This is a genomic window from Vibrio sp. 2132-1 (genome assembly GCF_033344315.1).
In genome coordinates, this window is record NZ_JAWPON010000020.1 from 1 (window position 1) to 13827 (window position 13827).

At 44.6% G+C, this 13827-nt stretch carries 6 protein-coding genes and 1 riboswitch; of the genes, 2 read left to right on the plus strand and 4 right to left on the minus strand.

Annotated elements, in window-relative coordinates:
• Positions 1-828 precede the first annotated feature (828 nt).
• Positions 829-2160 (minus strand): cation:proton antiporter, encoded by a 1332-nt coding sequence (locus R8N47_RS19525; RefSeq protein WP_064354335.1) that lies wholly within the window; start codon positions 2158-2160, stop codon positions 829-831.
• A 191-nt stretch (positions 2161-2351) separates the two neighbouring features.
• Here R8N47_RS19525 and metH point away from each other — a divergent pair, with 191 nt between their 5' ends.
• Positions 2352-6032, plus strand: coding sequence for a methionine synthase (metH, locus tag R8N47_RS19530; protein WP_064354334.1), 3681 nt, complete (start codon positions 2352-2354; stop codon positions 6030-6032).
• 86 nt (positions 6033-6118) lie between these two features.
• Here the strand turns inward: metH and lysC are convergent, their stop codons facing one another.
• Complete coding sequence (gene lysC, locus R8N47_RS19535; protein ID WP_017821324.1) at positions 6119-7471, minus strand: lysine-sensitive aspartokinase 3; 1353 nt, start codon at positions 7469-7471, stop codon at positions 6119-6121.
• 101 nt (positions 7472-7572) lie between these two features.
• A riboswitch (Lysine riboswitch) is annotated at positions 7573-7751 on the minus strand.
• Positions 7752-7971: 220 nt separating this feature from the next.
• Here lysC and R8N47_RS19540 point away from each other — a divergent pair.
• Positions 7972-9093, plus strand: a complete 1122-nt coding sequence (locus R8N47_RS19540) for a pyridoxal-phosphate-dependent aminotransferase family protein (RefSeq protein ID WP_017821323.1) — start codon at positions 7972-7974, stop codon at positions 9091-9093.
• A 59-nt stretch (positions 9094-9152) separates the two neighbouring features.
• On the opposite strand, the gene R8N47_RS19545 is transcribed toward R8N47_RS19540, so the two are convergent.
• Positions 9153-10934, minus strand: coding sequence for a PglL family O-oligosaccharyltransferase (locus R8N47_RS19545; RefSeq protein WP_025767593.1), 1782 nt, complete (start codon positions 10932-10934; stop codon positions 9153-9155).
• 67 nt (positions 10935-11001) lie between these two features.
• Entirely contained in the window at positions 11002-13824 is a 2823-nt protein-coding gene (gene uvrA / locus R8N47_RS19550) for an excinuclease ABC subunit UvrA (protein WP_064354333.1), read from the minus strand.
• Positions 13825-13827: the final 3 nt, after the last annotated feature.

Sequence of the window (13827 nt, forward strand, 5' to 3'; positions counted from 1 at the left end):
GGTAGTTCAGTTGGTTAGAATACCGGCCTGTCACGCCGGGGGTCGCGGGTTCGAGTCCCGTCCACTCCGCCACTTATATTAAGCCTCAGTCGAAAGACTGGGGCTTTTTTCGTTTTGGTTAACCGACTTACCTTAAATCCACTTTCATATTGAAACCTTGCATCGAGAGGCAGGCTTCCCTCTGGCGATGCTTTCTAAGCCCTGTTTGAGTGAAGTGGAACGCAGTTTTGTGTGGTTCCTGCAGTCTCGAGCGCTAGTTTTGAGCCTCTTCATTCACCAAAGCTCCTTTTATTCGATATTAGAAAATCTAGTTATGTGACAGAGTTTAATTGTTTGAAGTGTCGCTTGTTTCTAATTTGAAAACAGGACGACTTTGAATACAAGTTTAGTCTCACTGAGATCAAGAAGGAGGGGGGCTACATTTCTGTTAAGGCTTTGATCTACCTGAATGCTAGCTCAGTTTTATCTTGGTGAGGTTGCTAACCTGTTTGGGTTCTGAACGCAATTACCCTAAATGCCTCTTTCTCATAAAAATACAAACTCGCTCATTGCTAAGTATTGTGGAAGTTTAGCTTTGATGTTTACGAGGAGCCTATATTGCCAAGGTAAGAGAAGTGATACAGATGAAAATGGGTAAATTAAAAGGCTCGTCTATGAATACTATCTATCAGCAATAGTTAGTATCTATGAAAATGTAGCGTAGCGATTCTTCGTATATTTGATGGTATATCAAAGAATAAGGAGCCTTCGTCCTTGAAGGGGAGTCTGAAAATTAGTTATGAAAAAAGCAGCTAGGTAGCTGCTTTTTATTTATTAAGTTACGTGTCTTTAAGAGTCCACTGTCTCCGTATGTTCCGGAGTGGTTATTGCTTGGTTGTTCTCTTCCATCTTCTTCTCTTCTGCTTTTGCTTTTTCAATCATTGGAGTGATTGTTGAGCCTTGAATGAGGATAGAGAAAACAACGACGGAGTAGGTCATTACAAGAATAATCTCTTTTACATCGATTAACTTATCTTGAATCACCCAAATACCAGATGGAATGGAAAGTGCCATTGCCAATGCAAGGCCCCCGCGTAAGCCGCCCCACGTCAAAATACGTACTGACCACGGGTTATATTTTCTGTAACGCTTAAAGCCAATGTACGAGAGAAATACGCTTAAATAGCGAGCTGCTAGTACAAGAGGGACTGAAATAGCCATCATGATCCAGTCTTCTTTGTGGAATTCAAACAGCAGCATCGACATGCCGATCAGTAGGAATAACACGCCATTCAAGAACTCATCAACAAGCTCCCAAAAATGGTCAAGGTGATCTTCACTCTCTTTTGAAAAGCCAATAAAGCGTGTCCAGTTGCCAATCATAATACCGGATACAACCATTGCTAGTGGGCCTGATACATGGATGTATTCAGCAAATGCGTAACCTGCTGTTGGGACACCAATGGTAAGTAACAATTCCATTGAGTGATCATCGGTGGCACTGATCAAGTAGTGGAATAGCAAACCGAGGACGAAACCATATGTGATACCACCGATAGCTTCTTGGATGAAGAGTAAGGTGACACTACCTACAGTTGGTGCCTCAGTGCCAAATGCAATCGTAAATAGAGTGACGAAGATAACCAAACCGAAGCCATCATTGAAGAGCGATTCTCCTTCAATCTGAGTGGAGATACGTTTAGGAGCATCTAGTTTTTTCACAATAGCCAATACAGCGATTGGGTCAGTTGGCGATATTAGAGCACCAAATAGTAAGCAGTAGACCAAATCAAATTGGATGCCAATTAACTGACAAAACCCATACAGCGCAAATCCAATAAAGAACGTAGAAAACAGTGTGGCTCCAAGGGCTAAAACAGTGATCTCCCACTTTTGATCTTTAAGGTTCGGGAGTTTGATGCCTAGTCCACCAGCAAATAGTAAGAAGCCAAGAATGCCTTTGAGCAAGAAATCTTCGAAGTTAATCCTTGTGACCGTCTCCGTTGCAATTTCGGTGAGATGGAACCAGTTGTTTTGACCCGCAATTAAGATTAGAAGTGAAAGCACCATTGAACCTGCGGTAATCGCAATGGTGGTTTGCATCTTTCCTATCTTGCTGTTTACAAAAGCAATTAGCATCGCAGCTGCGGATAGAAAACATAAAGTATGATAGACCGACATAGAGCTCTCTATTTGTAACATTTTATGAATGGAATTCTCGGCTGATGCTGCTTAAATAGCAAACATTTTTTCGTGATTATTTTGTAAGTTAAGAAGGAGATAAAATAATCATTAATTCCACGTTTAGACGTCTAGACTCCTGAAATTTGTGTGATAGGATGGAAAGATAACTAAAGGAATGAGGCTGTACTGTGGGAAGTAACGTAAGACAACAGATTGAAGCTCAATTGAAGCAACGTATTCTTTTGATTGATGGTGGTATGGGAACCATGATTCAGGGATACAAACTTGAAGAGCAAGACTATCGAGGAACGCGCTTTGCGGATTGGCATTGTGATCTAAAAGGTAACAACGACCTGTTGGTTCTAAGTCAGCCTCAACTTATCAAGGAAATTCACGCTGCATATTTAGAAGCGGGTGCAGATATTCTCGAAACCAACACGTTTAACGCAACAACCATTGCGATGGCTGACTACGAGATGGAAAGCCTAAGTGAAGAAATTAACTTTGCAGCTGCCAAGCTTGCACGTGAAGTTGCAGACGAATGGACCGAAAAAACACCCGATAAACCGCGTTATGTCGCAGGGGTTTTAGGGCCGACGAACCGCACTTGTTCTATCTCTCCTGATGTAAACGACCCTGGATATCGAAATGTTTCTTTCGACGAGTTAGTTGAGGCTTACTCTGAATCGACTCGTGCTCTAATTAAAGGTGGTTCAGACCTTATTCTTATCGAGACCATCTTCGATACGCTTAACGCTAAGGCTTGTTCATTTGCTGTTGAAAGTGTGTTTGAAGAGATGGGGATTGAGTTACCTGTGATGATCTCGGGGACTATTACTGATGCTTCCGGTCGGACATTATCCGGTCAAACCACAGAAGCGTTTTACAACTCATTACGTCATGTTAAACCGATTTCGTTTGGTTTGAACTGTGCACTTGGTCCAGATGAGCTGCGTCCTTATGTTGAAGAGCTCTCTCGTATATCAGAATCTTTTGTTTCCGCTCACCCAAATGCTGGGCTTCCGAATGCATTCGGCGAATACGATTTGTCGCCAGAAGATATGGCTAAGCATGTTAAAGAGTGGGCTCAAAGTGGCTTTTTAAACTTGATTGGTGGGTGTTGTGGTACAACTCCTGAGCACATTCGCCAAATGGCACTCGCGGTTGAAAATATCGCCCCTCGTCAATTACCTGAACTTCCCGTTGCTTGTCGCTTGTCTGGCCTGGAGCCACTCGCTATTGATAAAGACTCTTTATTTATCAATGTCGGTGAGCGTACGAATGTAACCGGTTCTGCGCGTTTTAAGCGCTTAATTAAAGAAGAGCTGTACGATGAAGCGCTCGATGTGGCTCGTCAACAAGTTGAAAATGGCGCTCAAATTATCGATATCAACATGGATGAAGGCATGTTGGATGCACAAGCTTGTATGGTTCGCTTTTTAAACCTTTGTGCGTCAGAACCTGAAATCTCAAAAGTACCAATCATGGTTGACTCTTCCAAGTGGGAGGTTATTGAAGCCGGTCTTAAGTGCATCCAAGGCAAAGGCATTGTTAACTCGATCTCTCTCAAAGAAGGCAAAGAGAAATTCGTTGAACAAGCTAAGTTGATCCGCCGTTACGGTGCGGCTGTGATTGTGATGGCGTTTGATGAGATTGGGCAAGCAGATACACGTGAGCGCAAAGTAGAAATTTGTACCAACGCTTACCGAATTCTTGTTGATGAAGTGGGCTTTCCACCAGAAGACATCATTTTTGACCCCAACATTTTTGCCATTGCTACGGGGATCGAGGAGCATAATAACTACGCGGTGGATTTCATTGAAGCCGTTGGCGATATCAAACGTGATTTACCACATGCGATGATATCTGGTGGTGTTTCTAACGTCTCATTCTCTTTCCGTGGCAATAACTATGTACGTGAAGCGATTCACGCGGTGTTCCTCTACCACTGTTTTAAAAATGGTATGGATATGGGGATTGTGAATGCGGGTCAGTTAGAAATCTACGATAACGTGCCTGAAAAATTGCGTGAGGCTGTGGAAGATGTCGTTCTTAACCGTCGTGATGACGCCACTGAGAGATTGTTAGATATCGCGGCGGAATATGCAGGCAAAGGGGTAGGTAAAGAGGAGGATGCCTCTGCACTTGAGTGGAGAACTTGGCCTGTTGAAAAGCGTTTAGAGCACGCGTTAGTGAAAGGAATAACTGAGTTCATCGTTGATGATACCGAAGAGGCTCGTGTCAACGCTTCAAAGCCATTAGAGGTGATTGAAGGCCCACTAATGGATGGGATGAACGTCGTCGGAGACTTGTTTGGTGAAGGTAAAATGTTCCTTCCTCAGGTCGTAAAATCTGCACGAGTGATGAAGCAAGCAGTCGCGCATCTGGAGCCCTACATCAATGCAGAAAAGCAGGTGGGACAAACAAACGGTAAGATTTTGCTAGCGACGGTCAAAGGTGATGTACATGATATCGGGAAAAATATCGTTGGCGTTGTATTGCAGTGCAATAATTATGAAATTATTGATCTTGGTGTCATGGTTCCTTGCGAAAAGATCTTAAAAGTAGCGCAAGAAGAAAACGTCGATATTATTGGTTTATCAGGGTTGATCACGCCTTCATTAGACGAAATGGTGCATGTTGCAAAAGAGATGGAGCGTCTCGACTTTAACTTACCTCTTCTCATCGGTGGCGCAACAACGTCAAAAGCCCATACAGCAGTTAAGATTGAGCAAAATTACAAGCATCCAGTGGTTTACGTGAACAACGCCTCACGTGCAGTGGGCGTATGTACTTCTCTTCTGTCAGATGAACGTCGCCCTGAGTTTGTTGAAAAACTTGAAGCTGATTACGAACGAGTACGTGATCAACATAATCGAAAGAAACCGAGAACCAAACCAGTGACATTAGAAGCGGCTCGAGCGAATAAAGTTGCTATCGATTGGGAAGCTTACACCCCTCCAGTGCCTGTTAAGCCTGGCATTCATATCTTCGATGATTTTGATGTGGCTATATTACGTCAATACATCGATTGGACACCATTCTTTATGACTTGGTCACTTGTGGGTAAGTATCCAACAATTTTCCAACATGAAGAAGTTGGTGAAGAAGCAAAACGTTTATTCGAAGATGCCAACGAGTTACTTGATCGAGTTGAGCGAGAAGGCCTGTTAAAAGCGCGTGGAATGTGTGGCTTATTCCCTGCTGCGAGCGTGGGGGACGACATTGAAGTTTATGCTGATGAAACTCGTACCGACGTTGTGAAAGTATTACGTAACTTGCGACAACAGACCGAGAAACCAAAAGGATTCAACTATTGTTTATCCGACTACATCGCACCTAAAGAGTCGGGTAAACATGATTGGATAGGGGCATTTGCTGTCACTGGTGGTATTGGTGAACGAGAGCTTGCTGATGAATACAAAGCACAGGGAGATGATTACAACGCAATTATGATTCAAGCGGTGGCGGATCGCCTAGCCGAAGCGTTTGCTGAGTATTTGCATGAGCGTGTCCGTAAAGAAATTTGGGGTTATGCAGCTGATGAAGATTTATCTAACGATGATCTCATTCGTGAAAAATACCAAGGTATTCGCCCTGCGCCGGGTTATCCCGCGTGTCCTGAACATACTGAAAAAGGACCGCTTTGGGAGTTACTTAATGTGGAAGAGAACATTGGTATGACTCTAACCTCCAGCTATGCAATGTATCCGGGCGCGTCAGTCTCTGGTTGGTATTTCTCTCATCCTGACTCACGTTACTTTGCGATCGCACAGATCCAAGAAGATCAGCTAGAGAGTTACGCCGATCGTAAGGGGTGGGATAGGATCGAGGCTGAAAAATGGTTAGGGCCAAACATTAACGGTTAAATTGATGTTTACCTCGTCCAAATGTAACAACTAATGAAACGACAAAGGGCTGCAAATACGCAGCCCTTTGTTTTATTGAGTTGAACTTACTTCTCAAACAACTCAGTGTGGAGTTTTTGTATGGCTTGTTTCGATACCGATTCATGGAGCAAGAAGCATAAGTTGTGAGGGCTAGCGCCATAACAAATCATGCGTAGGTTAAAATCTTCTAGCGTGCCAAAAACCTGTTTCGCGTAGCCTTTACTCTCACTCATGTTGTTTCCAATGAGAGCAACGAGGCATAGGTCATGTTCAACTTCTACCTTACATAACTCTTCTAACTCTTCTCGTGCAGCTTGCGGCAGCTGTGGTGCTCCGCCAGAGGTATCAGTTTGATCAAGTGTTAACGATACACTGATTTCAGATGTCGTGATCAAATCGACAGAGATCTTATGCTTTGCAAGGATCTCAAAGACCTTTGCTAAAAAACCGTATGCGTGGAACATATTGGCGCTGCGTAGCGTTACCATGGTTTGGTTACAACGCAAAGCTAGCGCACGGAATAACGGTGAGCTTTCGACTTGGTGGCGAATCCAAGTTCCCCCTTTTTCTGGCTCTTTCGATGACCCTACAAATACCGGAATGTCGTGGCGCAATGCAGGTACTAGCGTAGAAGGGTGAAGGATTTTAGCGCCAAAGTTAGCCATTTCTGAAGCTTCACTAAAGCTGATCTCAGGAATTGGTGAGGCTTTTGGTGCAATTCGCGGGTCTGTTGTGTAGATTCCCGGAACATCAGTCCAGATTTCTAGCCCTGCCGCTTTAACGCTCTCAGCAATTAAGGCGGCGCTGTAATCGCTGCCCCCTCGACCTAATGTTGTTGTATTACCGGCTTCGTCAGATCCTATGAAGCCTTGAGTAACAACAACGGATTGTTGGCAAAGTGGTACGAGTTTATCTTGCGCAAGCGTCGAAATTGCTTCAATGTTTGGCTCCGCGCGACCAAAGTTGTCATCAGTACGCAACACATCGCGGATATCAAAGCGCACTGCTTGAATGCCTCGCTCACACATTAACTGAGTTAGAATGTGCGTCGACATGAGTTCACCACATGCGACTAAATGATCGGTTAACTTCGCACTAGCTTGGATAGATGCAGCCTCGGCCAGGCTGGTTACGGTATCTAATATGCCATACACCTCGGCAGCAGTTTTCGTGCTGTCTTCGAGCTGAGTTAAAATGGCGTCATGAATGTTGGCCAAATTTTGTAGCAGCTCAGTACGGTGCGTTTGATCCTGAACACCGTTGGCGAGTTCTACCAATAGGTTGGTGACGCCAGAGCAAGCGCTGCTCACGACCAGGCGAGTATTTGGATTGTTTTCGATAATGGTGGCGCAACGACTCATTGCCTCAAAGTTGGCAACACTGGTTCCACCGAATTTAGCTACGTTAAATGCGCTCACTGCGTTCTCCCACGGCTTCCTAAAAAATTGTACATCCAATGTTTAGTGAGAAAAGGAACAGAGCAAAAAGAGAGGTATTTAGAATGCTATTTGAAAAATTTACCCTCAGAAGCCCTTCATCAGACTGCGCTGATGACAGTTGATGGGATTCAGCCCAATTCAACCGACAAGTCAAATCCTGCAACTTTGACTTACCTCGGCACTACTCCCCCTCAATGATTGGTGTTGGAATTGCGGTTCCACAAATCATCTACCTGGGTAGCGCTCCTCTTCTACATAAAGCTCAAACATTGAACGGTTTTGAGGCCTTAATGTCAATCAATATTTCAACCTTTATGGTGTTTTTTATTAACGATTTTGTGACACTGGTTTGACCTCCATACTTACGGCTAATTGCTGATAGAGGAAAAATCTATTAGGGTGAAGAACCCTACACCTGAGCCATGTTATTGAATAGAACTTTTAGAATGCTCAGGATAAAAGATAATCAAGGAGCTGACATGTCGATCCAAAGCTTTATTCCGCCTCACCGTATTTTAATGGGACCTGGTCCTTCTGATATTTATCCTCAAGTGTTACAAGCACTAAGCCGTCCTACGGTAGGTCACCTTGATCCTCTGTTTATCGGTATGATGGATGAGCTCAAGCAGCTATTGAAGTATGCCTTTCAAACTGACAATGAGTTCACTATTGCGGTTTCAGCGCCAGGTAGTGCAGGGATGGAAACCTGCTTTGTAAACTTGATCGAGAAAGGCGATAAAGTGATCGTTTGCCGTAATGGTGTATTTGGTGAACGCATGCGCGAAAATGTCGTCCGTGCTGGTGGTGAAGTTGTTATCGTCGATGATGAATGGGGGACGCCTGTTTCCATTGATAAAGTCGAGCAAGCACTCGAACAGCACCCAGATACAAAAATTCTTGCTTTTGTGCATGCGGAAACCTCAACTGGTGCAGTCAGTGATGCTCAAGCATTGGGTAAGCTCGCGAAACAGCATAATGCATTATCTATTGTTGATGCGGTGACATCGCTTGGTGGTGTGCCGTTAAAAGTGGATGAATGGCAACTGGATGCGGTTTACTCTGGTAGTCAAAAATGTTTGTCATGTGTACCTGGACTCTCACCAGTGACGTTTTCTCCTGCCGCGATTGAAAAGATTCAAGCAAGAACAACACCAGTACAGAGTTGGTTCCTCGATCAGAGTTTAGTTTTGGGGTATTGGAGTGGAGAAGGCAAGCGTAGTTACCATCATACGGCGCCAGTTAATAGCTTGTATGCGCTTCATGAAGCTTTATTGATACTGAAAAATGAAGGATTAGAAAACGCTTGGGCTCGTCACCAACTGATGCATGAAAAACTCAAAAATGGCTTACAAAAGTTAGGATTTGAATTTGTTGTGGACGAAGCCCATCGGTTGCCACAATTAAATGCGATTTACGTGCCTGAAGGAATTGATGAAGCAAAAGTTCGTGCTCACTTGCTAGAAACCTATAACCTAGAAATTGGTGCAGGCCTTGGGGCATTAGCTGGTAAAGCGTGGCGTATTGGCTTAATGGGTTACGGCGCTCGATCTGAAAACGTTGCGCTGTGCTTAAAAGCGTTAGAAGAGTCACTCACTGAATAAAATCATACAGCAATGAGATAAAGAAAAGCGAAGGTCATCCCTTCGCTTTTTGGTACTTATTACTCTGCACCTGAAGTGGGGGCTGGTGAGGCAGAGATTGCTTGAGAAGGTGGTTGGTAATTGACGTCACTGAAATCAATCTTCGGGAACAAAAACTGCGCTTCAGCTCTAATTTGCTCCGCTTTACTTGAGTCATCTAAGCCTTGGTAGGCCAAAATCAAATTATTATAAAATGCAGGGCGAGGCTTATCTTTGATGATTTTTAGCGACCAATCGATATAAGGCTGAATCAAGGTTGCGTCTTGTTGGTACAGCCCAAGGTTTAAAAACGTGCTATAGACATCCCAATCAAACCTGTCTTTCCAAACCACAGGGTTACTGACTTGATTCAGAATATCAGGGTTAGTTGGTCTAGTGGTCTCAAACTTCGTCAATACATAGTTCGTATGTAATGCGCTTACCATGTAAAACGTAAACGCAACGGGAAGTACCAAACTAAAAACACGCAGCAAGCTTTTGGTCACATTACTAAAGCCGACTTGTCGATAACGAGAGACGCGCTGATCGACCCAGTATAGTAGGATAACGAAGATCAACCAATGCACGAGAGAGTGGTAGAAAGGGTATTCCAGTTGTGAGTGCAATACGATAGGTATAAACAAGGCCAGCAACGCAAGACGAGTTCCGCGTTTGGCTTGATAGATTCGATACAGTACCAGTGCCATCGCTAAGAAGATGCCGATTATTGGCAGCAAGCCACCTTCGACTCCCCAGTAAAGTAGCTCATTATGCGGATGATCCATGGCTGGCAAACCTGCTGGGTAATTCTCATTTAGGGCATGTTGACGAGCCGTATACAGCATGTACTCAGATTCAAACTTGCCATATCCATAACCAGTAAAAGGCTTTTCAATCACCATGTCTAATGTTTGCGGAAAAGTATACGCTCGAGGAGACTCCATATTTACTTTTTCTGCGGCTAACCCACCTCCATCAGGAAAGGCAAGATGCATGACAACGACAGAGAGTAAGAGCCCACTTACAAGTGACACAACCCAGCGGATAAAGCGCCCTTTGGTTGCAAAGCGGTACATGTATGGAATGACCAACAACACGGCGATGACCGAGGCTAACCAACCAGTGCGTGAAGCCAACGCGACAATTAGTGGTAAGGTTAAAACTGGCACGGCATAGAGAAGGTAAACATCGCTTAACTTACGATCGTATTTGTAGGGCTGACGTGCAAGTAAATAACTTGCAATCACCAACCCTGTCGCAAGAAAGCTGGCCATTACATTGGGCTGTTGGAAAATACCATAAGGACGATTGGCCACCGTGTCGTAACCAAACGGATTGCCTGGTTTGAGATACAGATATTGTGTCAGACCAAAAATGGCTTCGATAACAACCGCAAGGACAATGAACCATAATAGGCGTTGGCGATGTTTATTACTGAAATGAAATTGTTGTAAAACAATAAAGAACAGGACACCACACCACAGGCCTATGAGCTTATTGGCTGCCAAGCTGCTATTCGCATTTGGGTACAGAATGGGCACTGTCATGATAAGAGCACTAATGAACAAGCCGATGGTTAGTTTTGAGTAACGTAGTACTCGATTATTCGCAAGTTGGTAACACCCAATGCCTAATGCAAAGCTAAAAGCAATCCAAGTTGTCGCATTGAACGAAAGCGAAAGCCCCGAACCGCCGGGGTTGGGCATGAAAAAGTGCATTGCCAACACAAATAGTGTTGCCAAGGCAATGAGAAACTTGCGATTGAGGGGAACCTGTACTTTTTCGGGAGAAAGCTTTGTTCCACTTACATGTATAGTAGCCATAGTTATTGCGTTGTTTTGAATGAAAAAAGACCAGCACTTGCTGGTCTCGATACTTTACCTGTTTTTTCTACTTCAACATAGGCTTAAGGAAGTGAGCTGTGTGCGAACCCTCGATTTGCGACACATCTTCCGGAGTGCCTTGAGCGATTATCTCGCCGCCACCCTGACCCCCTTCAGGACCAAGATCGATAATCCAGTCCGCAGTCTTAATGACGTCCAGGTTATGCTCGATCACCACGACAGTATTTCCGTGGTCGCGAAGTCTGTGCAGTACAGTGAGCAACTGCTGGATATCATGGAAGTGAAGGCCGGTTGTTGGTTCATCCAAAATGTACAAGGTTTTTCCTGTATCACGTTTGGATAGCTCTCGCGCCAGTTTCACACGCTGTGCTTCACCACCGGAGAGTGTTGTTGCCGCTTGACCCAATCGTATGTACGACAAACCGACATCCATCAGTGTTTGTAGTTTGCGAGCGATGGCAGGAACTGGATCGAAGAAGGTGCGTGCATCTTCGACCGTCATTTCTAGTACTTCATCAATAGTTTTACCTTTGTAACGTACTTCGAGCGTTTCACGGTTGTAGCGTTTACCTTTACACACATCACATGGCACATAAACATCTGGTAGGAAATGCATTTCTACTTTGATAACACCGTCACCCTGACAGGCCTCACAACGACCACCGCGTACGTTAAAACTAAAACGGCCCGGCTTGTAACCGCGAGAACGCGACTCCTGTGTGCCTGCAAACAGTTCACGGATTGGTGTAAAGATCCCCGTATAGGTTGCAGGGTTAGAGCGAGGTGTACGGCCAATTGGGCTTTGATCGATATCGATGACTTTATCGAAGTGCTCTAGACCTTTAATCGATTTATAAGGTGAAGGCTGAGCCGTTGTCGCTCCGTTAAGTTGGGTATGCGCAATTTTAAAGAAAGTATCATTAATCAGCGTTGATTTACCTGAGCCAGATACTCCTGTAATACAGCTGAATAACCCAACAGGAATTGAAAGATTAACGTTTTTAAGGTTATTACCTGTAGCGCCTAATAGCTCAACCGTTTTTTTCGGATTTCGCGGCGTGCGATCTTTCGGTACTGCGATTTCTTTAACACCACTTAAGTACTGACCTGTCAGAGAATTCGGATTCGCGACTATCTCTTCCATGGTGCCTTCCGCAACAACATTACCACCATGTACGCCAGCACCAGGACCAATATCTATGACATGATCTGCACAGCGAATCGCATCTTCATCGTGTTCTACCACAAGTACGGTATTACCTAAATCGCGCAAATGAGTCAGTGTTTTTAGGAGTCGTTCGTTATCACGCTGGTGGAGGCCAATCGACGGTTCATCTAAGACGTACATGACACCAACAAGACCTGCACCAATTTGGCTTGCTAAACGAATACGTTGAGCTTCACCGCCTGATAAGGTTTCTGCACTGCGTGATAAGTTTAGGTAGTTCAAACCGACGTTAACTAAGAATTGCAGGCGGTCGTTGATTTCCTTCATCACTTTTTCAGCGATTTGGGCGCGTTGACCTTCCAGTTTCAAGGAATGGAAGAATTCCAATGCATCAGCAATGCTGAGTTCAACAATCTCAGGTAGTGTCGTATCAGCAATAAACACGTTACGTGCTTCAAGGCGTAGACGAGTACCGCCACAGCTTGAACAAGATTTAGTGGAGATGTATTTTGCAAGCTCTTCACGGACAGAGTTGGATTCTGTATCACGATAGCGACGTTCTAGGGTATTCAGAATACCTTCGAATGGATGGCGTTTAACGCGAATATCGCCACGATCGTTGATGTATTTAAACTCAATCTCAGTACGACCTGAGCCCTTTAGAATGACATCTTGCGTTTTCTTTGGCAGAGAATTAAAAGGGGCATGGAGGTCAAAACCATAATGATCGGCCAATGAGGTGAGCATTTGGAAGTAGTAGTAGTTCTTTTGATCCCAACCGCGAATCGCACCTTGTGCCAAGCTTAATGAATCATCTTGAATGACTCGGCTTGGATCGAAGTATTGCTGCACACCCAAACCATCACAAGTGCCACATGCACCAGCAGGGTTGTTGAATGAGAAAAGTCGCGGCTCTAACTCTTGCATGCTGTAACCACATTGTGGACAAGCGAAGTTGGCGGAGAAAATAATCTCTTCACCGTCACCATCCATTGGCGCGACAACCGCAATTCCGCCTGATAATTCGAGTGTTGTCTCGAAAGATTCGGCCAAGCGCTGTTGTAAGTCTGGACGAACTTTAAAGCGGTCTACCACCACTTCAATGGTGTGCTTTTTATGTAGCTCAAGGGTTGGAGGATCGGAAAGATCGCAAGTTTCTCCATCAATACGCGCACGAATAAAGCCTTGAGCCGCTAAGTTCTCAAGCGTTTTAACATGCTCACCTTTACGTTCTTTGACAATAGGTGCCAATAGCATCATTTTGCTGCCTTCCGGCATCTCTAGGACTTTGTCCACCATTTGGCTGATGGTTTGCGCAGCAAGAGGGGCATGGTGCGTTGGACAGCGGGGTTCGCCCACACGAGCATACAATAGACGTAAGTAGTCGTAGACTTCGGTAATTGTACCGACGGTTGAACGCGGGTTATGAGAAGTAGATTTCTGTTCAATAGAAATCGCAGGTGATAACCCTTCAATGTGGTCGACATCGGGTTTTTCCATCAGAGACAAAAACTGACGAGCGTAGGCAGAGAGAGACTCTACGTAGCGTCGTTGGCCTTCTGCATACAATGTATCGAAAGCGAGAGAGGATTTACCGGAGCCACTTAGTCCAGTAATGACAATCAGTTTATCGCGAGGGATTGTAAGATTAATGTCTTTAAGGTTATGGGTTCGGGCACCGCGAACTTCTATTTTATCCATCGT

Excerpts from the sequence above, each read along its gene's own strand:
- R8N47_RS19525 (WP_064354335.1), bottom strand. The coding sequence starts at position 2,160 with ATGTCGGTCTATCATACTTTATGTTTTCTATCCGCAGCTGCGATGCTA.
- R8N47_RS19540 (WP_017821323.1), top strand. The coding sequence starts at position 7,972 with ATGTCGATCCAAAGCTTTATTCCGCCTCACCGTATTTTAATGGGACCT.
- R8N47_RS19545 (WP_025767593.1), bottom strand. The coding sequence starts at position 10,934 with ATGGCTACTATACATGTAAGTGGAACAAAGCTTTCTCCCGAAAAAGTA.
- uvrA (WP_064354333.1), bottom strand. The coding sequence starts at position 13,824 with ATGGATAAAATAGAAGTTCGCGGTGCCCGAACCCATAACCTTAAAGAC.